This window comes from Nocardiopsis sp. CNZ308, assembly GCF_004217075.1.
This window is the reverse complement of record NZ_SHKJ01000001.1, coordinates 438,631-461,928: the sequence shown is the minus strand read 5'-3', so window position 1 is coordinate 461,928 and position 23,298 is coordinate 438,631. Positions and strand designations below refer to the sequence as shown.

Genomic DNA, 23,298 nt, shown 5'->3' with positions numbered 1-23,298 from the left:
ATCCGGGATCCCACCAGAACCGTCCACAGCCGCCCACACCCCCTGGCCCGGACGCAAGACGGCGCCGATACTGGAGACAAGGAGGACCCGCCACACGCCCAGGAGGCCAGACGATGACCTACCGGCTCATCGCCGACACCGCCATGGTCGTGCACCTGGCCTTCCTCGCCTACCTCGCCCTCGGCGGATTCCTCGCCTGGAAGTGGCCCCGCACCCTGTGGATCCACCTCGGCTGCGCCCTCTACGGACTCGCCATCACCCTCATCGGCTGGCCCTGCCCCCTCACCCACGTCGAGAACTGGGCCCGCCGACGCGCCGGACAACAAGGACTGCCCCCCGAAGGCTTCATCGACCACTACCTCACCGGCATCGTCTATCCCGCCGAGCACCTGCTCACCGCACAGCTCACCGTCGCCCTCGCCGTCCTCGCCTCCTGGGCAGGACTCCTCATCCTCACCCGAAGACGCACACGCAACACCACCCCGGACCGTGCGTAAAGATCGCGAATGGATTGCCCCGCCAACCATTTCCCCGCCCCGCACACGGACGTACCGTCGAAGACATGACCGTTGTGACCTGGGACTCCCTTCGCGCCGCAGAACACTTCACCATGCGAAACGCCCGGCTCATCGACCGGCTCCGCTTCGCCCACCTCTTCCAGAACGGCCCCACCGAACCCGTCCGCTCCGCACTCTCCGCCTACCGCAACCTCGACGGCGGCTACGGCAACGGACTCGACCCCGACCTGCGCGGACACACCAGCCAACCCGCCGCCACCGAGATCGCCCTGCGCTACCTCGATGACCTCGGCCCCATCCCCACCACCCTGGGCACCGGCATCTGCCGCTACCTCACCACCGTCACCAACCCCGACGGCGGCCTGCCCTGCGTACGACCCAACGTCCGCCACACCGAAGCCGCCCCCTGGTGGCAGCAGCACCACGACTTCACCAGCGACCTCGGACTCACCGCACTCCTCGCCGGATACCTCCACAAACACAACATCAGCCACACCTGGCGCGACAACGCCACCGCCTACTGCTGGAAACGCATCAACGCCCTGCACTGGACCGACCCCCACCAGGCCATCGGCATCTGCACCTTCCTCCAACACGTCCCCGACCGCGACCGCGCCCTGCGCACCACCAGCCGACTCCACCCCATGATCCGCGCCGTCATCGACACCGACCCCAAACCCAGCCCGCGCCGACACGCCCACACCGCACTCGACATCGCCACCCACCCCGACCACATCGCCCGACCCCTGTTCACCGACGCCGAGATCCGACGCAACCTCGACTTCTTCGAACAGACCCAACGGCCCGACGGCGGCTGGGACGCCACCTGGCAGCACTGGGACACCGCCGCCACCCTCGAACGCGAAGGCATGCGCACCGTCCAACGCCTGCGCATCCTGTGCGCCTACGGCCGCCTCCAGGGCTTCCTCCCACCCCGCCGCCGTGACACCTGACACCCCCACCCGGCCCCACCGGCCCCGGCACGCACCGGGCCCGCCGAGGCCGGGCCCCACACCCCACACCCCCCGCCAGCCAAGACCCCCGCACCACCCAACGCCACCAATCCTCACCCAGGGTGCCCGAAGTTCGACTTCCCGCAGCCCCACATACGTCCATTCGCAACCTGGTTTAGACCACTCCATCCTCCAGACGCTCTAGAGTGTTATGCGTGACACGTCGAGCAAAAATCGTCGCGACCCTCGGTCCCGCCACCTCGAGCCCGGAAGTCCTCCGCAAGCTCGTCGAAGCCGGACTGGACGTCGCCCGACTCAACCTCAGCCACGGAACCCACGACGACCACAGCGCCAACCTCGCCAACCTGCGAGGCGCCGCTGAGGCCGCACAACGAGCAGTCGGCGTCCTCGCCGACCTCCAAGGGCCCAAGATCCGCGTCGGCACCTTCGCCGACGGCCCCGTCGACCTCAACGTCGGCGACGAGTTCACCATCACCACCGACGACGTCCCCGGAGACGCCCACCGCGTCTCCACCACCTACAAGGGACTCCCCGCGGACGTACGCCCCGGCGACCGCGTCCTCATCGACGACGGCCGCATCGCGCTGGAATGCACCAAGACCACCAGCACCGACGTCCACACCCGCGTCATCGTCGGCGGCACCGTCTCCAACCACAAGGGACTCAACCTCCCCGGCGTCGCCGTCAGCGTCCCCGCACTCACCGAAAAGGACGAGACGGACCTGCGCTGGGCCCTGCGACAGGGCGTCGACATGGTCGCCCTCTCCTTCGTCCGCAGCCCCGCCGACGCCGAGGAGTGCCACCGCATCATGGACGAGGAGGGCATCACCGTCCCCCTCATCGCCAAGGTCGAGAAACCCCAGGCCGTCGAACGGCTCCAGGACATCATCGAGGTCTTCGACGGAGTCATGGTCGCCCGCGGCGACCTCGGCGTCGAACTCCCCCTCGAAAACGTCCCCATGGTGCAAAAACGCGCCGTCGAACGCTGCCGCGACAAGGCCAAACCGGTCATCGTCGCCACCCAGATGCTCGAATCCATGATCGGATCACCCCGGCCCACCCGCGCCGAGGCCTCCGACGTCGCCAACGCCGTCCTCGACGGCGCCGACGCCGTCATGCTCTCCGGAGAGACCAGCGTCGGCAAGTACCCCGTCGAGACCGTCGAGACCATGGCCCGCATCGTCAGCGCCGCCGAGCAGGAATCCCTGCGCGCCTCGCACATCCTCAACCGGGTACCCGAGACCACCGGCGGAGCCATCGCCCGCGCCGCCGCCGAGATCGGCGCCACCGTCGGAGCCAAGGCACTGGTCGCCTTCACCATGTCCGGAGAGACCGCCCGACGCCTGGCCCGCTACCGCTCACCCATCCCGCTGATGGCCTTCACCACCGAGGAGACCACCCGCGGCGTGCTCTCCCTCACCTGGGGAGTCGAGAGCAACCTCGTGCCCTGGGTCGACAACACCGACGACATGGTCCGCCAGGTGGAGGCCGAACTCCTCCAACTCGGCGACTACCACAAGGGCGACAAGGTCGTCATCGTCGCCGGCAGCCCGCCCGGAACCACCGGTTCCACCAACTCCCTGCGCGTCCACCGCCTCGGAGACGCCGTCGCCCTCGCGGCGCGGTAGCAACACCCGGGCGCCCCACACCGGGCGCCCCCGACGTGCCGCATCAGGTCCGGCCCGGAGGACACGGCGTATGAGCCGCGCCGCCCACCGGGTCAGGACCAGGTGCGGCCCCGCCGCCGCGCCCTCAGGCCGCCGACTCCCCGCGCACGTCCCCGCGCGACTCCGGCCCCGCCGCCGCGCCGCCCTCGGGCAGCACACGCTCCAACGGCATGTCCCACGGCAACAGGTTCCACGGACTGCGCTCGTCCTCCGTCAACAGACCCAGCGCCGCCCACACCCGGTCCGTCCCGCCGTGGTCGCCCTCCACACCCTTCTCCGGCCACAACAGGTAACCCGCGTGGAAGGCCATCGACAACTGCTGCCACGACGCGTACCGCCGCTGGAGATCCGAGGCCACCCGACGCAACAGCGTCTGCGTCTCCACCGGACTCAACCAGTCCAACGACGCGCCCCCGCACACCAACCGGATCACGTGCACCGACTTCCACCACTGGTAGGCGCCGATGAGCACCGTCTCGTCCGCCTCGGCCACCCCCGTGACCGCGCGCAACCGCGCCACCTGCTCCCCACTCAGCCGCACGTGCGCGCCCGTCACCTGCCCGCCCCGCTCACGCGGCAGACGCGACCTGGCCACCCCCGCGCTCAGATCCACCACCAGGTCCAGCTTCGGACCCGTGCGCAGCTCCTCCAACAGGGCGTCCACCGCCTCCAGCAGCGACTCGCGGTCGGTCACCCCCCACTGGCGCTCCAGCATCCGCTGGTAGGGACGGCGCAGCGACGGCCGGGCCACCACGTCCCAGGGCTCGGCCAGCGCCACCCGGAACGGCGCCGCCACGGCCGCCGCCCAGCGCTCCGTGCTCAACGGCGCGTCGGGGTCCTTGGTGCGCAGGGTGGGGGACTCGCGCGAGCCCACCACCAGTTCGGCGAAGGAACCGGCGACCAGCGCCACGACGGGCACGAACGCCCAGCCCGGCTGGCCGACGGCCACGAGAAGGACGATGAGCAGCGCGACGGGGGTCAGCAGCCACGGCTGGCGGCGCTGGGAACCCCACGCCACCACCACCCAGGCGCCGATAACCAGTGCGCCGACGATCCCGGCCACCGCGGTCAGCACCCGCTGCTCCTCTCCTGAGAAATCGCTTCTGGACCTCCAGGATCAAGGACGCGAGCCCGCGGAGGCGACCGAACCCACGGGTTGTACTCAGGTTGTGGCCGTGATGTGACCGGTTCCGCCAGGTTGCCCCGGCATAAAGTGACAAAGGGCCTATTTGGGGCGGTACCGGCTGGGTAGTTACGCAGGTTCTGGCGCGTCTGTCCGGTCCCTCAGTACTTGGGTCCGACGAAGGCGTCCATGCGCGCCACGGCCTCCTTCTGTGCGACGGAGACGATGATGGCGTCCTTGTGCGGAGGTTTCGGCGCCACGCGGCTCCTCCAAGCGATCTCCAGGAGACCGAGAGAGTGGGTCAGGAGGTCGACGATGTCTCGTGAGGTGTTGCAGAAGAAGTAGCGCGGGTACTCGTAGTACTTCCACTGGTCCTTGACCCGCTTGCGCACCCGGTTGGAGACACGGCAGCCGTCCGAGTGGAACAGCCCTCGGATGAACTCTTCGGGGTGCTCGTCAACGATCTCCGACTGCCAGGGCTTCAGGGCTATCTTTCGGGAGTGCTTCAACCCCTTGCCATGTTGGGGGAAGATGCACCGCCAGTGCTTCGAGGTGGCCTTGACCTCGGTGCATCCCTGACGCTGGACGTGAAAGACGCCGACAGGGAAGACCTTGGGTATGGCTGCGGCACACTCCCTCTTGAGACCGGGCCATGCGTCGCAACAGACGATCGACAGGTAGTCGACACCGTTCCGTATGCCGCCGATGTAGCCGTCACCCAGGTACAGCCCAAGGAGATAGGCGTAGGCCTTCGGTTCGGGTGATCCCGTGCCGCAGACCGGGCAGTAGGCGCTTCGGTCTTTTGATCGGGAGGCTTGTCGGTTGGCAAGGAGCCGACCGCTGGTGGCCTCTACCGAGACGTTGCGCTGAGCCGTAGTGGCTTGGTAGATCAGGCCTTGATCCTTGATGCGGAAGGTGTCGGCGAGTATTTCATCAACGATGTCGTGTGAGTACATGACGTGCATACTTGCCCACGCCTGTGACATCCCGTTTAGGGCTTAACTACAGAGGGTTGGTGTGCCCTAAATGACGAGAGCCGCCCGGAGAGGGCGGCTCTGTGCGTGTGATGCTGTCGGTGCCGGAAGTGGGACTCGAACCCACACGCTCTTTCGAGCCGAGGTGTTTGAGACCTCTGCGTATACCTATTTCGCCATTCCGGCTGGTTTGTCCGGTTTGATTCCGGGTGTCCGGCCAGCGTGCTCCGCCAACAGTGGTGTCACGATTGACGCGCATGCCCGTCCCGACGTCCAGCATCCTAGCTGATCTCGGTAACCTCGTGTACGTGACGAGGACGCAGAGCCGTGTGGTGATCGCGGAAGACGAGGCCCTGATCCGCCTGGACCTCAAGGAGATGCTTGAGGAGGACGGCTACGCCGTCGTGGGGGAGGCCGGTGACGGTGAGACCGTGATCCGCCTTGCCCAGGAGCTCAAGCCCGATCTGGTGATCACCGACATCAAGATGCCCGTGCTCGACGGTCTCTCGGCCGCCGAGCGCATCGCCGCCGAGCGCATCGCCCCGGTGGTGATCCTGACCGCCTTCTCCCAGAGGGAGCTGGTCGAGAGGGCGCGCGAGGCCGGGGCCATGGCCTACCTGGTCAAGCCGTTCAACAAGGCCGACCTCGTGCCCGCCATCGAGATGGCCACCTCGCGCTACGCGGAGCTGTCGGCGCTGGAGTCGGAGGTCTCCAGCCTCCAGGAGCGGCTGGAGACCCGCAAGCTGGTCGAACAGGCCAAGGGCCTGCTCCAGAGCCGCCACGGGATGAGCGAGCCCGAGGCGTTCCGCTGGATCCAGAAGAACTCGATGGACCGGCGGCTGACCATGCGCAGGGTCGCCGAGACGGTCGTGGAGACCCTCGGCGGCAAGTAGCGAGCCGCCGCCCGTAAGCGGCGCTTACGCGTCCGCGCCAGCCGGGCTGAACCGGTCTGAGCGAAGGGGGCCGCACCCGACCGGGTGCGGCCCCCTTCGTCGTCCCCGCGCGCGGTCCTCTGCCCCCGGTTCCTGTGATCACTCCGGTACGCCGGGTGCGGAGAAAGTATGCATTTCAGGCACTTAACGCGGCAGAAACGAGACAGATGTTCAGGGTCAATGCGCCAGGTGTACCGGTTTGGTCTCGTTTGCGCACGATGGGGTGACGGTTGGGTCACGTGGCATTAGCGCATCTGAACAACTTGCCTAAATCGGGCTAAACTCACCGCACCGAACAGCAAAGGACAGCGGTGGCGCGTGCGCGCATTCGCCACCGCCACCCTCAGATGCGCAAGGAGCGCGCGTGCGCACACGTCTTGTGACCGTGTTGCTCGCCCTGATCACCGCCATCCTGGTGATCCCGGGGCCAGCGGCGACGGCAGACGAACAGGGCGGTGAAGCGCTGCACGGTCGGATCCTCAATCCGGAGAACCGGGACCAGGGTGTCGAAGGCATCGTGATCACGGTCTACGACGGCGAGGACGAGGTCGGGGCGGCGGAGACCGACTCTGAAGGAATGTGGGAAGTGGGCCTGCCCGGACCGGGCACCTACCGCGTGGTGGTGGACCAGGAGTCCGTCCCCGGGGAGTTCGCGGTGATCGAGGCCCTCTTCGTCGACGGAGAGACCGAGGTGGAGGTCGAGGCGGACGACCGGCGGCCGTTGATCGTCGCCCTGGAGGCGGCGGGCGCGGCCGAGGAGGAGTCGGCCTCGCCCTCGCAGGAGGAGACCGAGGGCTCCTCCGGCGGGGAGGCGGCCGACGAGGAGTCGTTGGCGCCCGACACCGGCTCCGGTGGCTCCTTCGGGGACCGGGTGCTCCAGCTCACCGCGGCGGGTCTGCTGTTCGGCCTGGTCATCGCGGTCTCGGCGATCGGGCTCTCGCTGATCTTCGGCACCACGAAGCTGATCAACTTCGCCCACGGTGACCTGGTGACCTTCGGTGCGATGATCGCGCTGCTCTTCAGCACGGGTGCCGCGGGTATGGGCAACGCGCTGCTGGCGCTCTTCCTGGGGTTGGGCGCGGCGGTCCTGATCGGCGCCTTCCTGGAGGCCAGGCTGTCGCGGACGGTGCTGATCATCGCGCAGTGGTCGTCGATCCTCGCGGGTATCGCGCTGGCGACGGTCCTGGGCGTGATGGGGGACGCGGTCGGTTGGAGCGTGCCGCTGTGGTTGGCCGCGGTGGTCGCGGTGCTGATGGGCGCGGTGCTGGGCGGGTCGATGGAGCGCTACATCTGGCGTCCGCTGCGGCACCGCAACGTGGCGATGATCCAGATGTTCATCGTCTCGATCGGTCTGGCGCTGGTGGTGCGGCACGTGATCCTGGTGCTCTTCGGGGCGGGCCGGGAGCGTTACGCGGGTTTCCAGCTCCAGGAGATGGTGCGTCTGGGGCCGGTGTCGATGCCGCCGCGTGACCTGGTGGTCATGGCGGTGGCGGTCGTGGTGCTGGTGGGGGTGGCCTGTCTGTTGCAGTTCACCCGGATCGGCAAGGCGATGCGCGCGGTGTCGGACAACCGGGACCTGGCGGAGTCGTCGGGTATCGACGTGGACCGGGTCACGCTGTACGTGTGGGGGCTCGGTGGCGGTCTGGCCGCTCTGGGCGGTGTGCTCTACGGGCTCAACCAGGTGGTGGAGTACGAGATGGGCTTCCGTCTGCTGCTGATGATGTTCGCCGCGGTGATCCTCGGCGGTCTCGGCACGGCCTACGGTGCGATGGTCGGCGGCCTGGCGGTCGGTCTGGTGGCGATGTTGTCCACCCTGTGGTTCCCGTCCCAGCTCATGCAGGCATGGGCTCTGGCGCTGATGATCCTCATGCTGCTGGTCAGGCCCCAGGGTCTGCTCGGTCGGCGTGAGCGGGTCGGCTAGGAGAGAAGACGATGGATATCCTTTCGATCCTCGCCGAGTCCACCCGGTCGGCGCTCGGCCCGATCGCGGCGATCTACGCGCTCGCGGCGATCGGCCTCAACTTCCACTTCGGTTACACCGGGCTGTTGAACTTCGGCCAGGTGGGTTTCATGCTGGTGGGCGCCTACGGCGTGGGCATCAGTGTGGCGGTGTTCGACCTGCCGTTGGTGGTGGGTTTCGGTGTCGGTCTGTTGTGCGCGTTCGTGATGGCCCTGTTGTTGGGCATTCCGACGCTGCGGTTGCGTGCGGACTACCTGTCGATCACGACGATCGCGGCGGCGGAGGTGATCCGTCTGGTGTACCGGGCGGGTTTCGCCGAGCCGCTGACCGGTGGTGTGTACGGGTTGCAGAACCTGGCGTCGGACTTCCGTGCGATCAACCCGTTCGACGGGGGTGAGCGTTACGGTTTCGGGGCGTTGTCCTACAACGGCAACCACCTGTGGGTTCTGGTGGTGACGTGGGGCCTGGTGCTGTTGATGGCCGGGTTGACGTGGGTGCTGATGCACAGTCCGTGGGGACGTGTCATCAAGGGCATCAGGGAGGACGAGGACGCGGTCCGCAGTCTGGGCAAGAACGTGTTCGCGTACAAGATGCAGGCGCTGGTCCTGGGCGGTCTGGTGGGTGCCCTGGCGGGGTGCATGCTGGCCGTGTACCAGGCGTCGATCCAGCCGGACCAGTTCAAGCCGCAGGTGACGTTCTTCCTGTGGGTGATCCTGCTGCTGGGTGGTGCCGGTCGGGTGTTCGGTCCGGTGCTGGGCGCGATGGTGTTCTGGTTCCTGATGAACTTCACCGACGGTGTGCTCCAGGGTTTCGGCTCGATGGGGTGGCTGCCGTTCCTGGACGGTCCGGACTACGGTGCGATCCAGCTGGCCTTCGTGGGCCTGTTGCTGGTGTTGCTGATCGTCTTCCGGCCGCAGGGTCTCATCGGCGACCGCAAGGAGATGCTGATCAATGTCAAGTGACAAGGTGGGCGGCGGCGTCGGGTCCGGGGTCGGGGTCGACCGTGTGGCCGGTGCGGAGCCTGTGCCGGGTTCGGCGAAGCCGGATCCGATCCTGGTGGCGGACGGTGTGCGCCGTTCCTTCGGCGGTCTGACCGCGGTGGACGTGGGTCACCTGGAGGTGCAGCGGGGGACGATCACGGCGTTGATCGGTCCGAACGGTGCGGGTAAGTCGACGCTGTTCAACCTGTTGACCGGTTTCGACCGGGTGGACGGGGGGCGTTGGACCTTCCAGGGCAAGCCGATCAACGGCAGGCGCGGCCACCAGGTGGCGCGTGCGGGGATGGTGCGGACCTTCCAGCTGACCAAGGCGCTGACCCGGATGACGGTGTTGGACAACATGCTGTTGGGCGCGCCGGGCCAGTTCGGTGAGCGGATGGCGGGTGCGTTCCTGCGGCCGGTGTGGCGGAGGCAGGAGAGGGAGAACACGCGTCGCGCGCTGGATCTGTTGGAGCGGTTCAAGCTCATCGACAAGCGCGACGACATGGCGGGTTCGCTCTCGGGCGGTCAGCGCAAGCTGTTGGAGATGGCGCGTTCGCTGATGACCGATCCGACCATGATCATGCTGGACGAGCCGATGGCGGGGGTGAACCCGGCGCTGGTGCAGTCGTTGCTGGGGCACATCACGTCGTTGCGCGACGAGGGCAAGACGGTGCTCTTCGTGGAGCACGACATGGACGTGATCATGGGTATCAGCGACTGGATCGTGGTGCTCGCCCAGGGCCAGGTGATCGCGGAGGGCCGTCCTTCGGACATCCGGTCCAACCAGCAGGTGATCGACGCCTACCTGGGTGCCCAGGAGGAGACGGCCGAGGCCCCGGGGAGTGGTGATGACTGAGAGCGCGAAGCCGAGTCCGGAGAAGGTGGCGAAGGTTTCGGACGAGGTCCCGGTGGAGGCCGAGGAGGCCGCCGCGGTGCAGGAGCACCGTGAGGAGGTGTTGGAGCAGGCCGGTGAGGCGGCGCCGGTGGGTGGTCCGGAGGACTACCTGTTGTTGGCCAGGGAGCTGGTGGCGGGGTACGTGCCGGGGGTGAACATCCTCAACGGGTGCACCCTGACGCTGTCCGAGGGCGAGGTCGTGGCGATCATCGGCCCGAACGGGGCGGGTAAGTCCACGCTGATCAAGACGGTGTTCGGGCTGATCCCGGTGCGTGAGGGCGCTCTGACGCTGCGGGGGGCCGACATCGCGGGTCTGCCGGCGCACAGTCTGGTGGAGCGGGGGGTGGGTTACGTTCCGCAGACGCAGAACGTGTTCCCGTCGCTGACCATCGAGGAGAACCTCCAGATGGGGGCGTTCCTGCGGCCGCGGACGTTCACGAAGCGGTTCGCGGCGGTGGCGGAGCTGTTCCCGCTGCTGGCGGATCGGCGCAAGGCCAAGGCGGGGTCCTTGTCGGGTGGTGAGCGCCAGATGGTGGCCATGGGGCGTGCGCTGATGATGGAGCCGTCGGTGCTGTTGTTGGACGAGCCGACCGCGGGCCTGTCGCCGATCTACCAGGAGGAGGTCTTCCAGCGGGTCAAGGAGGTCAACCGGACGGGTGTGTCGGTGATCATGGTGGAGCAGAACGCGCGTCGTTGCCTGCAGATCTGTGACCGCGGCTATGTGCTGGACCAGGGGCGCAACGCCTACACCGGTACGGGTGCGGACCTGTTGAACGATCCCAACGTGATCGAGCTGTACCTGGGGACGCTGGCCAAGGGCTGAGTCGCCGTGGGGGAGGGGCGGGGTCCGTGGCGGGCTCCGCCCCTCCCTGTTGTGTGCGGCGGGGGCGGCGCGTGTCGCGGTGGCCGGGTGGCTTCGTGCACAGGCCCGGCGGGGAGATGGCGTCCCGGGGCGGGACAAATTACCCTGGGAGGACGGGCACGTCCGTGCCCGTCCGCGGCCCCGCCCGCAGTGCGGGTCGGGGGCGGGGGAGAACACAGCGGCGCTGTCACGCCCGTGTCGGCCGGTGCGCGAGGAATGCGGTGCCGGTGTCGGGCGTTGAGAACCGTTGAAGAGGACGGGACCCGCCGCGGCGGGCCGGTCCAGACGCGACCAAGGGGGTCGCCGGCCAGCCGCTACCCCTTTCCAGAGGAGCTTTCCAGCATGACGGTTCAGAGCGAGACCACCGAGGGCATCATCCTCACCGACGAGGCGTCCAGCAAGGTCAGGGCGCTCCTTGAGCAGGAGGGGCGGGACGACCTGCGTCTTCGCGTGGCCGTTCAGCCCGGTGGTTGCTCGGGGCTGCGTTACCAGCTCTACTTCGACGAGCGCGAGCTCGACGGCGACGTGGTCAGCGACTTCGGCGGTGTGGAGGTGGTCACCGACCGGATGAGCTCCCCCTACCTGATCGGCGCCACGATCGACTTCGTCGACACCATCGAGAAGCAGGGTTTCACCATCGACAACCCCAACGCCACCGGTTCCTGCGCCTGCGGTGACTCCTTCAACTAGGGGGCGTCGTCCCGCTGGGGGCTGTGGGGCCGGTGGGCCCGAAGCCGTCCGGTGGTCGCGGTCGGGGGCGTGAGGCGTCCCGGGAGCGGTCGTCGGGCGGGTCGGGCCCCGGGGTCGCGGTCGGCGGGGACAGGGTTTTTCGGGGGGAGGGCGGTTCGTGCCGCCCTCCCCCTTTTTGCCGTGCGCGGGGTTCTCCGCGTGCGGGACGGGGGCGGGAGCGAGCGGGCGTTCTCTACGCCGCGGGCGCACTGCACTAACCTGGGGCAGTCCGAACCGGGCACGTCCTCTCCCATGCCCGCAGCCCCGTCCGGTCAGCAGACCGACACCTCCCGACCAAGGAGCCTTCGTCCCGTGCGTATCGCGGTTGCCGGATCCATCGCCACCGACCATCTGATGTCCTTCGAGGGTCGCTTCGCGGAACAGATCATCCCCGACCAGATCCAGCAGTTGTCGCTGTCCTTCCTGATCGACGAGCTGGACGTGCGGCGCGGCGGTGTCGCGGCCAACATCTGCTTCGGCATGGGCGGGTTCGGCCTCAACCCGGTGCTGGTGGGTGCGGCCGGGGCCGACTTCGAGGACTACCGCGCCTGGCTGGACCGCCACGGTGTGGACACCTCCGCGGTCTACATCTCCGAGCTGCGCCACACCGCCCGGTTCATCTGCACCACGGACCGGGACCAGAACCAGATCGCGTCCTTCTACGCCGGGGCCATGGCCGAGGCCCGCAACATCGAGCTCCAGCCGATCGCGGACCGCCTGGGCGGGCTGGACCTGGTGCTGGTCGGGGCGGACGACCCGGCCGCGATGGTGCGTCACAGCGAGGAGTGCCGCACCCGCGGTATCGCCTTCGCCGCCGACCCCTCCCAGCAGCTGGCGCGCATGGAGGGGCCCGAGGTGCGGGGCCTGATCGAGGGCGCGGCCTTCCTGTTCACGAACGAGTACGAGAAGGCGCTGGCCGAGCAGAAGACGGGCTGGTCCGACGCCGACGTCCTGGAGCGGGTGGGTACCCGTGTCACCACGCTGGGCGCCAAGGGGGCGCGTATCGACCGGGCGGGCGAGCCGAGCGTGCACGTCCCGGCCGCGGTGGTGAGGGATCTGGTGGACCCCACGGGTATGGGGGACGCGTTCCGCGCGGGTTTCCTGGCCGCGCACTCGTGGGGGCTGCCGCTGGAGCGGGCCGCGCAGGTGGGCAACGCGACCGCGGTGCACTGCCTGGAGGCGGACGGGCCGCAGGAGTACACCCTGACCGGGGCCTCGCTCCTGGCGCGTCTGGAGGAGTCCTACGGCGCCGAGGTCTCGGCCGAGGTCGCGCCGTTCGTGTAGCCGACGGGTCGGGGTGGTGCCTGCGAGCCCGTAGAGTGGGTAGCCGCGACCCGCACGACCCGTGTCCGCCTGCCGGACCGGGCCGCGCCCCGCACGGCCGCCGCTCCCTGGGAGCCGGTGTCCCGCACGGGGAGCCCCGTGCCCGCCGGTGCGCTGAAACGCGTGCCGGTTACCCAGCCCAAACCGTCCGCGCCGGGTCGCCGCGACGGTGGGGAACCTGTCCCGCTGTGCGCGCTCCGGCGCGCCCGCGCGGGCTCGGGCGCGTTGAGCGCCTCCCAGATCTAGGCCAGCCTTACCTGGGATTCCCCGGATTCATCCGGAAAGGACATTGCATGCGCTACACCGGACCGAAGGTGCGGTTGTCCCGGCGCGCCGGCACCCCGCTGACCCGTAAGGCGGTCAGCTACTTCGAGAAGCGTCCCTACCCGCCCGGTGAGCACGGCCGCCGCGTCCGCCGCAACAGCAGCGACTACGCGGTCCGCCAGGCGGAGAAGCAGAAGGTGCGCTGGTACTACGACCTGACCGAGAAGCAGATGCTGCGCGTCTACGAGAGCGCGAAGAAGCGCACGGGGCGCACCGGTGAGGAGATGCTCGCCGAGCTGGAGCTGCGTCTGGCCACGGTCGTGCTGCGCGCCGGTCTGGCCGCCTCGATCTACGCCGCGCGTCAGTTCGTCAACCACGGTCACATCACCGTGGACGGCAAGAAGGTCGACATCCCGTCGTACCAGGTCAAGCCGGGTCAGATCATCAGTGTTCGGGAGAAGTCCCGCAGCATGGTGCCGTTCGTCGAGGCCGCCGAGGGCGTCCACGCCGACGACAAGATCGCCGGATTCCTCGCCGTGAGCCACAAGGACCTGCGCGTCGCGGTCGTCGACCGCCCCAAGCGCGAGCAGATCCCGGTGCCCTTCGACGAGCAGCTGGTCGTGGAGTTCTACGCCCGCTAGTCACCCGCCTCGGCGTGTGCGCGGCCGTCTCCTCCCCGGGGGCGGCCGACGCGGAGCGGCAGGTCAGGCCGCGCGGACTCGGTCCGCGCGGCCTCGCTGTGTCCGGGGTGGTGTGAAGCGCGCCACGCCGAGGATTCGGCGGGGCGCGAATCGTTATCGCACCGGAACCGGAACTCCCGGGCCGTGTGGCGCGGGTTTTCGGTCCTCCTCTTGACCCCCTGCCCAGCCCCGCTCCCCGCCCCGCCCCCGGGCGCGGGTCAGTACATGCGCCGGATGTGGAACGCGCTGCCCCGCGCCAGGGGCTGCTCCGCGACGAACTCGTGCATCTTCATCCGGCACCAGGCGGGGATGTCCGCGCTGGCGGCGGGGTCGTCCGCGGTGACCGCGATGACCGCGCCTATGGGCACCTCGTGCAGCCTGGCGGCGAGCATGATGATCGGGATGGGGCACTTGCGGCCCACCGCCTCCACGGTGACCAGGGGAGGCCGGGGCGGGTACTCGGGCACGGAAAACCCCCGTGTGTCGTCGTCTGGTGGTGACCATCCTGACCTGGTCCCGCCCCTAAGGCGAACCCGGTTAAGGGCGTCGTAAATCCAGCGATACGCTCACCTTGTTCTCTCCCCCGTGAAACGTCCACGCCGCCCCCGAGAGGCGGAAGGGTCGCGATCGGGGAGGAGGGCCCGGGGGAACGCCGGGCCGCGCTCCGTAGCCAGCCGGGAGGGTCATCCTCCGCGGGCGAACGGGCCCGGCTCCACGTACCGCCGCCAGCTCCGCTCAGGGAGGTCGGCAACACGCTGACCAGGCAAGCCCCTGAACTGGGCGCTGGGCGGTTCGCGATAATGTTTCCCCCTGAAAAGCTTTGGATACTTAGGCCGCCCGTGGAGGTTCCACGGGCTACACCGCTGGGAAGGCAATCCGTGAGTCCGACCCGCCAAGAGAATCGGCGCCGCAACCTGCGCCGATGGGCACCACGCGGCGCCGCGCTCGCCGTGCTGGGGCTGGCCGCGACCGGCTGCGCGTCGAACGATCTCACTCGTTTGGGCATGCCGGAGCCGATCACCAACCAGGCCGAGCGTGTTCTCTCGCTCTGGCAGGGCTCCTGGGTGGCGGCTTTCGCGGTCGGCATTCTCGTGTGGGGGCTGATCGTCTGGTCGGTCATCTTCCACCGCAAGCGCTCTGAGCAGTTGCCGCCGCAGGTGCGGTACAACATGCCCATCGAAGCGCTCTACACCGTGCTGCCGATCGTCATCATCTCGGTGCTGTTCTTCTTCACCGCCCGGGACCAGGCGATCCTGCTCGACACCGACGAGCCGGCGGACGTCAACATCGAGGTCGTGGCCTTCCAATGGGCCTGGCAGTTCAACTACCTCGACGACAAGAAGGAGAACGGCGGGGAGGTGCTCTTCTCCGAGACGGGTATCCCCAACCCGGACGGCACCGCCGACCCCTCCACCCAGACGACCCTGGTGCTGCCCGAGGGCGCGACCGTCCACTTCGACCTGCACTCGCCGGACGTCATCCACTCGTTCTGGATCCCCGAGTTCGGTTTCAAGATGGACGTCATCCCCGGTCGGGACAACGCCTTCCAGGCCGACATCAACGAGGGCACCGCGGGCGAGTACGTCGGCCGCTGCGCCGAGCTGTGCGGTGTGGACCACGCCCGCATGCTCTTCAACGTCCAGGTCCTGCCCCAGGACGAGTACGACGCCTGGGCCGCCGAGCAGCAGCAGGCCGCCGAGGAGGCCGAGCTGGAGGCCGCCGACACCGGCGACACGCCGGACTCCGGTGAGGGCTCCGGTGCCGAGGGTGCGGGCGCCGAGGGCGCCGGCACCGACGAGGAGGGCACCGGCAGCGGCGGCTCCGAGGCCGAGGGCTCCGGTACCGACGAGCAGGACACCGGTTCCGGCGCGTCCGACGCCGAGGAGAATGAGCAGTCATGAGCACCACCACGCCAAGCCCCACTCTCGCGGGCGGTCAGGCACCGTCGCGCAAGGGGTCGATGATCGTCAAATGGATGACGTCCACCGACCACAAGGTCATCGGGTACATGTACCTGATCACCTCCTTCGTGTTCTTCCTCTTCGGTGGTCTGCTCGCGGTGCTCATGCGCGTCGAGCTGTTCTTCCCGGGCATGCAGGCGATGTCCAACGAGCAGTTCAACCAGCTGTTCACCATGCACGGCACGATCATGCTGCTGATGTTCGCGACCCCGCTGTTCGTCGGGTTCTCGAACGTGATCATGCCGTTGCAGATCGGTTCGCCCGACGTGGCGTTCCCGAGGATGAACCTGTTCAGCTACTACCTGTTCCTGTTCGGCAGCCTCATCGCCATCAGCGGGTTCCTGACCCCGGGCGGCGCGGCCAGCTTCGGCTGGTTCGCCTACACGCCGCTGTCGGACGCGGTGCGTTCGCCGGGTCTGGGCGGTGACCTGTGGATCCTGGGCCTGGTGGTCTCGGGTCTGGGCACCATCTTGGGCGCGGTCAACTTCATCACCACCGGCCTGTGCATGCGCGCGCCCGGTATGACGATGTTCCGCATGCCGATCTTCACCTGGAACACCCTGCTCACCAGCGTGCTGGTGCTCATCGCGTTCCCGGTCCTGACCGCGGCCCTGATCGCGCTGGGCGCGGACCGCATGGTCGGCACCCAGGTGTTCAACGCCGAGCACGGCGGCGCCATCCTGTGGCAGCACCTGTTCTGGTTCTTCGGCCACCCCGAGGTGTACATCATCGCGCTGCCGTTCTTCGGCATCGTGACCGAGATCATCCCGGTGTTCAGCCGCAAGCCGATCTTCGGCTACAAGAGCCTGGTCGCGGCGACCATCGCCATCACCGGCCTGTCGGTCACCGTGTGGGCCCACCACATGTTCCCGACCGGCGCGGTGCTGCTGCCGTTCTTCTCGTTCATGAGCTTCCTCATCGCGGTCCCGACCGGCGTGAAGTTCTTCAACTGGATCGGCACGATGTGGCGGGGCCAGATCACCTTCGAGACGCCGATGCTGTTCGTCATCGGCTTCCTGGTGACCTTCCTGTTCGGCGGTCTGACCGGTGTGCTGCTGGCCTCCCCGCCGATCGACTTCCACGTCACCGACTCCTACTTCGTGGTGGCCCACTTCCACTACGTGGTGTTCGGCACGGTGGTCTTCGCGATGTTCGCGGGCTTCTACTTCTGGTGGCCCAAGTTCACCGGCAAGATGCTCAACGAGAAGCTGGGCAAGTTCCACTTCTGGCTGCTCTTCCTGGGCTTCCACGGCACGTTCCTGGTGCAGCACTGGCTGGGCGCCGCCGGCTTCCCGCGCCGCTACGCCGACTACCTGCCCAGTGACGGCTTCACCGAGCTCAACCAGATCTCCTCGGTCTCCTCGTTCGTGCTGGCGGCCTCGACGCTGATCTTCTTCTGGAACATGTACGTCACCTCCAAGAAGGCGCCGCTGGTCACCGTGGACGACCCGTGGGGCTACGGCTGCTCGCTGGAGTGGGCCACGTCCTGCCCGCCGCCGCGGCACAACTTCACGTCGCTGCCGCGGATCCGTTCCGAGCGTCCCGCGTTCGACCTGAACCACCCGCACGCCGCCGCCCCGGGCGCCGTCCCGGTGGGCGCCACGAAGGAGTAGGGCGCAATGAAGACGCAGGCCTATCTGTTCATGGGCGTCTCGACCTTCTTCGGTCTGGCCGCCGCGCTGTACGTGTACTGGTCCTGGCAGGACACCGGCACGATCGAGTGGACGGGCACCACCGCCCTGGTGGTCTCCATCGGCTTCGGTTGGATGATCGGCTTCTGGCTCTGGCAGGCGGCCCGCCGCAGCGAGCACTTCCACGGGCTTCCCGCGGAGGAGCGGCTGGACGGGGAGATCTCCGAGAACTCCGGCGAGTACGGCTTCTTCAGCCCGCACAGCGCGTGGCCGCTGTGGGTGGCGCTGGCGGTGGCGTTCACCGCGGTGGGCGTGGCGATCGGCTGGTGGATGGTGTTCATCGGCGCCTTCGCCATCATCCTCACCGCCATCGGTTGGATCTTCGAGTACTACCGCAACGAGTTCCAGCACTAGGGGGACGGCCGCCGCACCGCGCGGCGGCCCCAGCCCGACGGCCGGACGCGTCCAGGGGACGCGTCCGGCCGTCTTCGTCTCCACGGCCCGGGACGCGGACCCGGTGTGACGCGGCCGTCGGCGCTGCCGCCCGGGTGCCGGCGTCATGACCTCGCGCACTCCCACCCGGGCACCCGGTGTCGTGACCCTTCGCCAGGGTAGGGTTTTCCTGCACTTGACCTGACAGGGCACCGCGGACACGGGTGCGCCCCGCGCGCCGAGGTCCCGTCGCAACGGACGCTGGAGGTCCTTGGCGTGAAGGGACGAGCCCGCACACCCCGCGGTCTGGCGGCGGCCGCCGTCGCGGTCGCGCTCGCCGCGACGGCCTGCACCGGTCCCGCCCGGCAGGAGCCCGCGGCGGCTCCCAGCGAGGAGGTCCCGACCGGGCCGCGGATCAGCGTCACCCCCGAGGAGGGGGCCTCCTCCGTCGCCCCCGACACCCCGGTGCGGGTGTCGGTGGAGGAGGGCTCGCTCACCGACGTCCGCGTCGAGCAGGCCCCCTCCGCGGAGGAGGGCGAGGACGCCGGAGCGGCCGGGGACGCCGAGCGGTGGGAGTTCACCGGCACCCTGAGCGAGGACGGCACCCGGTGGGTGAGCGACTGGAACCTGGACCCGGGTTCGACGGTCACCGTCCGCGCCACCGCCGAGGACGACGCCGGTGAGGCCTCCGAGACGGTCGTGGAGTTCTCCACGAAGGAGGCCGTGCCCGGCCAGCGCCTCGAACTGGCCTCGAACTTCCCCACCTCCGGCGACACCGTCGGCGTGGGCATGCCGGTCATCGTCAACTTCGACCTGCCGGTGACCAACAAGGCCCAGGTGGAGAACTCCATGGAGGTGACCTCCGAGCAGGAGGTGGAGGGCGCCTGGAACTGGGTCGGAGACACGACCGCGGTGTTTCGCCCCCGCGAGTACTGGGAGCCCCACCAGCAGGTCAGCGTGGACCTGCGCCTGTCGGGGGTGGAGGCCTCCGAGGGCGTCTACGGGATCGGGAACCACCGCCTGGAGTTCGAGGTCGGCCGCGAGATGGTCTCGACCATGCACGTGCCCGACCACGAGATGCTGGTGGAGATCGACGGCGAGCCCGCGCGCACCATCCCCGTGAGCAACGGCGAGGCCTCCAAGCGCTTCAACACCACCACCTCGGGGACGCACCTGACCATGGAGAAGTACGAGTCCCTGGTCATGGACGCGGCCACCCTGGGCATCCCCGAGGACTCGCCCGACTACTACAAGCTCGACGTGGACTGGGCGGTGCGCACCTCCAACAGCGGCGAGTTCGCCCACGCCGCCCCCTGGAACGACCGGATCGGGTCGGCCAACACCTCCAACGGCTGCACGAACATGTCGGTGGAGGACGCCCGCTGGTTCTACGAGAACTCCCTGATGGGCGACGTCCTGGAGACCACCGGGACCGACCGGGAGCTGGAGTGGGACAACGGCTGGGGTTTTTGGCAGCGGTCCTGGGAGGAGTGGCTGTCCCACAGCGCCACCGGTGAGCCGCAGGTGACCGACGGGTCGGGCACCCCCGGTTCCGTGCACGGCGAGGGCAACTAGGCGGGCAGGTCCGGGGAGCCCTCCAGGAGGGCGTCCAGGCGCCTGGCGGTGTGCTCCCAGGTCCACTCACGGCTCACCCACGCGCGGCCGCGTGCGCCCATCTGGGCGGCGCGCTCGGGGTCCTTCAGCAGGCCGATGAGGGCGCGCGCGGAGGGGCCGGGCAGGGATCCGTCCACGACCAGGCCGGTCTCGCCGTCCCGGACCGTGGCGGGCGCGCCCCCGGAGTCGCCCGCGACCACGGGCAGGCCGCAGGCCGAGGCCTCCAGGTAGACGATGCCCAGACCCTCGGCCTCCAGGCCGCCCTTGCGGCTGCGGCAGGGCATGGCGAACACGTCGGCGGCGTCGTAGTAGGGCGGCAGGTCCCGGTGGGGGACCGAGCCGGTGAAGACCACCGACTCCGTTCCGCGCGCGGCCGAGAGCAGGCTCCGGCGGTGGGGGCCGTCGCCGACGACGAGCAGGACCGCGTCGGGCACGTCGGCCAGGACGCGGGGCCAGGCGCGGATCAGGGTGTCCTGCCCCTTGCGCGGCACGAGCCGGGACACGCACAGCACCACGGGGCGGTCGCCCAGGCCCAGACGCGCGCGGACCTCCTCGCCGCCGACGCCGGGTCGGAAGGCCTCGGTGTCCACGCCGGGCGTCAGCTGGCGCATGCGGGCGGCCGCGTCGGGGGACAGGGCCCGGGCCAGGTGGCGCCGGGTGTACTCGCCCAGGTAGGTGACGGTGTCGGTGGTGTCGCCGATGCGGCGCAGCGCCCCGCGGGATCCGGGCATGGTGGCCCACCAGGTCTCGTGGCCGTGGCTGATGGCCACCTGGCGCTTGACGGGGGTGCCCTCGCCGAGTCCGGCGGCGAGCAGCCCCAGCGGTGCCGCGGCGCCGTAGAGCACCGTGTCGCAGCCCTCCAGGTCGGCGATGGCGCGTGCCCGCCGTGCCACCCGGGGCGTGGGCAGCAGGACGCGGGCGGCGTCGCGCACGACGGGGAAGGGCTGGCGCAGGTCGAAGTGCGGGTCGGCGGCGGCGTCGGCCCGGGCGGGGGAGGAGCAGTAGACCACGACCGATCCGCGGGGGCGGCGCAGGGCCATCTCGTGGACGAAGGCCTCGATGCCGCCGGCCTTGGGCGGGAAGTCGTTGGTGATGATCAGAGTTCGTGGCACAGGGGCGAGTCTAGGCGCGGCGGGGCTGGCGGGGGGTGTTCCACGCGGGTCCGGCCGCGGCGCGCGGCGGGCCCGGAGACGGCGGTGCCCCGCGACGCCGTGCGTCGCGGGGCACCGGGAGCCGTGCGCCGGTCAGGGGCGGACGGCGGTGACGAAGTTGGCGCGGTAGTAGTCGTTCAGGGTGACCGTGCCGATGGGGCGGGCCGAGGTGGAGGCGTGCACCATGACGTTGTCGCCCGCGTACAGGCCCACGTGCTCGGGGCCGCTGCCGCCGGGGTAGAAGAAGAGCAGGTCGCCGGGCTGCTTGTTCTCCCAGGAGACCCGCTGGCCCGCGTTGACCTGCTGGTAGGTGGTGCGGGGCAGGCTGACGCCGGCGGCGGCCCAGGCGGCCTGGGTCAGGCCGGAGCAGTCGTAGCCGCCGGGTCCGGTGCCGCCCCAGACGTAGGGCTTGCCGACCTGGGCGTAGGCGAAGTTCAGTGCCGTGGCGGCGCTGCCCGTGGCGGGGCCGGTGTAGCTGCCGCCCCCGCCGCCGCCTCCGCCTCCGCCTGCGCTGCTCCCGCCGCCGGTCTGGCCGACGTTCTGGGTGGCCGCCGCCTGCTCCTCCGCGGTCAGCTCCGAGAGAAGCCCCTCCTGCTCCTCGATGGCCTCCTCGGCGGCCTCGGTGGCCTCCTCGGCCTCCTTGAGGGCCTCGGCGGCCTCCTCCTCGGTCGCGCTGGCCTCGGCCTCCAGGACCTCCAGGTTCTCCAGCTCGGTGACGTACTGCGCGAGGTTGCCGTCGTTCTGGGTCGACAGGTAGTCCAGGTCGGCCTGGTGGGCCAGGGCGTCCTCGGGGCCGGTGGAGCTGAGCAGGTGGTGGAAGGAGGTGAAGTCGACGCCGGTGTAGGTGGAGCTGGCGAGCTGGCGGGCGCCCAGGCCGAGTTCGGCGACCTTCTCCTCGGCGGCCTCGACCTCCTCCAGGATGCCCTCCAGCTCCTCCTGGGCGGCCTCGTGCGTCTCCTTGGCCTCGTTGTAGGCCGCGTTGAGCTCGATGTACTCCTCTTCGAGGGCCTCGATCTCCTCGCGGACCTCCTCGGCGGTCGGATCGGCGTGGGCCACCGCGGTGGGCAGCAGCAGGGCGGCTGCGGTCAGGGAGGCGAGGGCCGCGGTGCGGCGCCTGCGGACGCGACGGGATGCCAACACGTGGTAGACCTTTCTCCCCTTGTCCCAATGCCGTGGGGAAGGGTCGGGGGATGTGCCGGGCGGGGGCTGGGGGCCTTCCGGGCGGGGCCGGAGGGTGCGGGAGGCCGTGACCCGCGGGGTGGGGTCGGCCCGACCGGGGCGCGGCCGTCACCGCCAGGGGGCGGTGAATGAGGTGGCAACCGCGCTCGGCGATGAACACTAGTGCATCCGCCGGGTCGCTCTCAACCTTTTCGTGATGTTCCACCGGTTGGCGCCGCGTGTCCGAAAACCGGGCTGTTGTCCGTTAAACGGCGCAGGGCCGTCACCCGGCGGGTGACGGCCCTGCGTGCTCCGAGGATGGTTCCCGTGTCCGGGCGCCCGGACACGGACCGAAGCGAAGCGAAGCTCCGAAGAAGGACCGCCTACGGGCGGACGGCGAACTGGAACTCGCTCGCCCAGTACGCGGCCAGGCCGACGACCTCGATGTTGCGGCCGCTGCTGGGCGCGTGCACCATCTGGCCGTTGCCGGCGTAGAGCCCGTCGTGGGTCAGGCCGCCGAAGAAGAACATGATGTCGCCGGGCTGGAGGGCGTTCATGTCGTAGATGCGCTGGCCCACCTCGGCCTGGGCGTAGGTGGTGCGGGGCAGGTCGACGCCGCCCGCGCGCCAGGCGGCCTGGACCAGCCCGGAGCAGTCGTAGCCGTTGGGGCCGGTACCGCCCCAGACGTAGGGCAGCCCGACCTTGGAGTAGGCGAAGTCCAGGGCCGCGCCCGCGCTGCCCGAGGCGGAGCCGGTGTAGGACTGGCCGCCGCTGCTGTCGGCGCCCTCGGCGGCCGGGTCGGAGTCGGGGAACTGGGCCAGGAGCGTCTCCTGCTCCTCCAGCTTCTCCTCGACGCTGGTCTTGGCCTCCTCGGCCTCCTCCAGCGCGGTCTCCGCCTCCTCCAGGGCCTCCTCGGCCTCGTCCTTGAGGGCGAACAGACGCTCGTGGGAGGCGCCGAACTCGTCGAGCTGGGCCTTCTGGGCCTCCGACAGGTAGTTCAGGTCGGCGTTCTGCTCCAGCAGGCTCTCGGGGCCCTCGGAGGAGAGGATGTTGGCCATGGAGTCCAGGTCGCCGGACTGGTAGGTGGCGCTGGCGAGCTCCTGCACCTTGCCGCGCAGCTCCTCGTAGCGCTCCTCCTCGTCGCCGACCTGCTCGTCGAGGTCCTCGTAGAGGGTCTCGGCGACGTCGTGGTCCTCCTTGGCCTGGTTGTACTCCTCGACCGCGGTGGAGACCTCTTCGCGCAGCTCCTCGATCTTGTCTTCGACCTCGTCCTGGGTCGGCTCCGCGTAGGCGGTGCCCGGGACGAGCATGGTGCCCGCGACGACCGCGCTGATTCCGGTCGTGGCGGCGAATCGGCGAGCCGTACGTCGTCCACCGGGGTTCTTCATGGCGGTCCACGCTCCTTGGGGTCGGGCAAGTCCGCATAGGGGTGCGGGGAGAACAGGGACGGGGCCCGCGCGGGGCGCGGGC

The 23,298-nt window shown here is 69.4% G+C and carries 21 protein-coding genes and 1 tRNA gene; 15 read left to right on the top strand and 7 right to left on the bottom strand.

Annotation, left to right across the window (positions count from 1 at the left end):
- Positions 1 to 113 precede the first annotated feature (113 nt).
- The 3 genes from EV372_RS01975 to pyk all read left to right on the top strand — a co-directional run bounded on the left by EV372_RS01975 (position 114) and on the right by pyk (position 3,120).
- Positions 114 to 497, top strand: a complete 384-nt coding sequence (locus EV372_RS01975; RefSeq protein ID WP_130394602.1) for a DUF2784 domain-containing protein — start codon at positions 114 to 116, stop codon at positions 495 to 497.
- 74 nt (positions 498 to 571) lie between these two features.
- A complete protein-coding gene (locus EV372_RS01970; protein WP_130398708.1) occupies positions 572 to 1,471 on the top strand; it encodes a prenyltransferase in 900 nt (299 codons plus the stop codon).
- A 215-nt stretch (positions 1,472 to 1,686) separates the two neighbouring features.
- Entirely contained in the window at positions 1,687 to 3,120 is a 1,434-nt protein-coding gene (pyk, locus tag EV372_RS01965) for a pyruvate kinase (RefSeq protein WP_130394601.1), read from the top strand.
- A 124-nt stretch (positions 3,121 to 3,244) separates the two neighbouring features.
- Here pyk and EV372_RS01960 read toward each other — a convergent pair whose 3' ends face one another.
- From EV372_RS01960 to EV372_RS01950, 3 genes are all read right to left on the bottom strand, one after another.
- Positions 3,245 to 4,234, bottom strand: a complete 990-nt coding sequence (locus EV372_RS01960) for a DUF1266 domain-containing protein (protein WP_130394600.1) — start codon at positions 4,232 to 4,234, stop codon at positions 3,245 to 3,247.
- A 209-nt stretch (positions 4,235 to 4,443) separates the two neighbouring features.
- On the bottom strand, positions 4,444 to 5,238 hold the full coding sequence (locus tag EV372_RS01955) for a transcriptional regulator (RefSeq protein ID WP_130394599.1): 795 nt from the start codon (positions 5,236 to 5,238) through the stop codon (positions 4,444 to 4,446).
- A 120-nt stretch (positions 5,239 to 5,358) separates the two neighbouring features.
- A tRNA-Leu gene (locus EV372_RS01950) sits at positions 5,359 to 5,442 on the bottom strand.
- 143 nt (positions 5,443 to 5,585) lie between these two features.
- Here EV372_RS01950 and EV372_RS01945 point away from each other — a divergent pair.
- The 8 genes from EV372_RS01945 to rpsD all read left to right on the top strand — a co-directional run bounded on the left by EV372_RS01945 (position 5,586) and on the right by rpsD (position 13,842).
- The gene (locus EV372_RS01945; RefSeq protein ID WP_197044480.1) at positions 5,586 to 6,149 is read left to right on the top strand and encodes an ANTAR domain-containing response regulator; all 564 of its coding nucleotides are present in this window, start codon (positions 5,586 to 5,588) and stop codon (positions 6,147 to 6,149) included.
- Between the two features lie 403 nt (positions 6,150 to 6,552).
- The gene (locus EV372_RS01940; RefSeq protein WP_165435951.1) at positions 6,553 to 8,109 is read left to right on the top strand and encodes a branched-chain amino acid ABC transporter permease; all 1,557 of its coding nucleotides are present in this window, start codon (positions 6,553 to 6,555) and stop codon (positions 8,107 to 8,109) included.
- Between the two features lie 11 nt (positions 8,110 to 8,120).
- Positions 8,121 to 9,110, top strand: coding sequence for a branched-chain amino acid ABC transporter permease (locus tag EV372_RS01935; RefSeq protein WP_130394597.1), 990 nt, complete (start codon positions 8,121 to 8,123; stop codon positions 9,108 to 9,110).
- Entirely contained in the window at positions 9,100 to 9,984 is an 885-nt protein-coding gene (locus EV372_RS01930; protein ID WP_071622464.1) for an ABC transporter ATP-binding protein, read from the top strand. The genes EV372_RS01935 and EV372_RS01930 overlap by 11 nt, the downstream gene beginning before the upstream one ends.
- Positions 9,977 to 10,846 (top strand): ABC transporter ATP-binding protein, encoded by an 870-nt coding sequence (locus tag EV372_RS01925; RefSeq protein WP_130394596.1) that lies wholly within the window; start codon positions 9,977 to 9,979, stop codon positions 10,844 to 10,846. The genes EV372_RS01930 and EV372_RS01925 overlap by 8 nt, the downstream gene beginning before the upstream one ends.
- 381 nt (positions 10,847 to 11,227) lie before the next feature.
- Positions 11,228 to 11,575 carry a HesB/IscA family protein gene (locus tag EV372_RS01920; RefSeq protein WP_013154170.1) on the top strand — a complete coding sequence of 116 codons (348 nt, stop codon included), beginning with the start codon at positions 11,228 to 11,230 and terminating at the stop codon, positions 11,573 to 11,575.
- Positions 11,576 to 11,926: 351 nt separating this feature from the next.
- Complete coding sequence (locus EV372_RS01915; protein ID WP_130394595.1) at positions 11,927 to 12,898, top strand: carbohydrate kinase family protein; 972 nt, start codon at positions 11,927 to 11,929, stop codon at positions 12,896 to 12,898.
- 332 nt (positions 12,899 to 13,230) lie between these two features.
- Positions 13,231 to 13,842, top strand: a complete 612-nt coding sequence (gene rpsD / locus EV372_RS01910; RefSeq protein WP_047872013.1) for a 30S ribosomal protein S4 — start codon at positions 13,231 to 13,233, stop codon at positions 13,840 to 13,842.
- Between the two features lie 257 nt (positions 13,843 to 14,099).
- Here the strand turns inward: rpsD and EV372_RS01905 are convergent, their stop codons facing one another.
- The gene (locus EV372_RS01905) at positions 14,100 to 14,348 is read right to left on the bottom strand and encodes a sulfurtransferase TusA family protein (protein ID WP_019610950.1); all 249 of its coding nucleotides are present in this window, start codon (positions 14,346 to 14,348) and stop codon (positions 14,100 to 14,102) included.
- Between the two features lie 372 nt (positions 14,349 to 14,720).
- Here EV372_RS01905 and ctaC point away from each other — a divergent pair, with 372 nt between their 5' ends.
- The 4 genes from ctaC to EV372_RS01885 all read left to right on the top strand — a co-directional run bounded on the left by ctaC (position 14,721) and on the right by EV372_RS01885 (position 19,480).
- Positions 14,721 to 15,782 (top strand): aa3-type cytochrome oxidase subunit II, encoded by a 1,062-nt coding sequence (ctaC, locus tag EV372_RS01900; protein ID WP_436894845.1) that lies wholly within the window; start codon positions 14,721 to 14,723, stop codon positions 15,780 to 15,782.
- Complete coding sequence (gene ctaD / locus EV372_RS01895; protein WP_130394594.1) at positions 15,779 to 17,455, top strand: aa3-type cytochrome oxidase subunit I; 1,677 nt, start codon at positions 15,779 to 15,781, stop codon at positions 17,453 to 17,455. Before ctaC ends, ctaD begins: the two co-directional genes overlap by 4 nt.
- A gap of 6 nt (positions 17,456 to 17,461) precedes the next feature.
- Positions 17,462 to 17,887, top strand: coding sequence for a cytochrome c oxidase subunit 4 (locus EV372_RS01890; protein WP_013154164.1), 426 nt, complete (start codon positions 17,462 to 17,464; stop codon positions 17,885 to 17,887).
- Between the two features lie 294 nt (positions 17,888 to 18,181).
- Complete coding sequence (locus tag EV372_RS01885; RefSeq protein ID WP_130394593.1) at positions 18,182 to 19,480, top strand: L,D-transpeptidase; 1,299 nt, start codon at positions 18,182 to 18,184, stop codon at positions 19,478 to 19,480.
- Here EV372_RS01885 and EV372_RS01880 read toward each other — a convergent pair.
- From EV372_RS01880 to EV372_RS01870, 3 genes are all read right to left on the bottom strand, one after another.
- Positions 19,477 to 20,631 carry a glycosyltransferase family 4 protein gene (locus EV372_RS01880; protein ID WP_130394592.1) on the bottom strand — a complete coding sequence of 385 codons (1,155 nt, stop codon included), beginning with the start codon at positions 20,629 to 20,631 and terminating at the stop codon, positions 19,477 to 19,479. The two genes, EV372_RS01885 and EV372_RS01880, sit on opposite strands and share 4 nt — an antisense overlap.
- Before the next feature lie 132 nt (positions 20,632 to 20,763).
- Positions 20,764 to 21,810, bottom strand: coding sequence for a C40 family peptidase (locus EV372_RS01875; RefSeq protein ID WP_130394591.1), 1,047 nt, complete (start codon positions 21,808 to 21,810; stop codon positions 20,764 to 20,766).
- Positions 21,811 to 22,211: 401 nt separating this feature from the next.
- Positions 22,212 to 23,216, bottom strand: a complete 1,005-nt coding sequence (locus tag EV372_RS01870) for a C40 family peptidase (RefSeq protein ID WP_013154160.1) — start codon at positions 23,214 to 23,216, stop codon at positions 22,212 to 22,214.
- Positions 23,217 to 23,298 lie beyond the last annotated feature (82 nt).

Excerpts from the sequence above, each read along its gene's own strand:
- EV372_RS01975 (WP_130394602.1), top strand. The coding sequence starts at position 114 with ATGACCTACCGGCTCATCGCCGACACCGCCATGGTCGTGCACCTGGCC.
- EV372_RS01955 (WP_130394599.1), bottom strand. The coding sequence starts at position 5,238 with ATGTACTCACACGACATCGTTGATGAAATACTCGCCGACACCTTCCGC.
- EV372_RS01935 (WP_130394597.1), top strand. The coding sequence starts at position 8,121 with ATGGATATCCTTTCGATCCTCGCCGAGTCCACCCGGTCGGCGCTCGGC.
- EV372_RS01930 (WP_071622464.1), top strand. The coding sequence starts at position 9,100 with ATGTCAAGTGACAAGGTGGGCGGCGGCGTCGGGTCCGGGGTCGGGGTC.
- EV372_RS01925 (WP_130394596.1), top strand. The coding sequence starts at position 9,977 with ATGACTGAGAGCGCGAAGCCGAGTCCGGAGAAGGTGGCGAAGGTTTCG.
- EV372_RS01920 (WP_013154170.1), top strand. The coding sequence starts at position 11,228 with ATGACGGTTCAGAGCGAGACCACCGAGGGCATCATCCTCACCGACGAG.
- rpsD (WP_047872013.1), top strand. The coding sequence starts at position 13,231 with ATGCGCTACACCGGACCGAAGGTGCGGTTGTCCCGGCGCGCCGGCACC.
- ctaD (WP_130394594.1), top strand. The coding sequence starts at position 15,779 with ATGAGCACCACCACGCCAAGCCCCACTCTCGCGGGCGGTCAGGCACCG.
- EV372_RS01890 (WP_013154164.1), top strand. The coding sequence starts at position 17,462 with ATGAAGACGCAGGCCTATCTGTTCATGGGCGTCTCGACCTTCTTCGGT.
- EV372_RS01870 (WP_013154160.1), bottom strand. The coding sequence starts at position 23,216 with ATGAAGAACCCCGGTGGACGACGTACGGCTCGCCGATTCGCCGCCACG.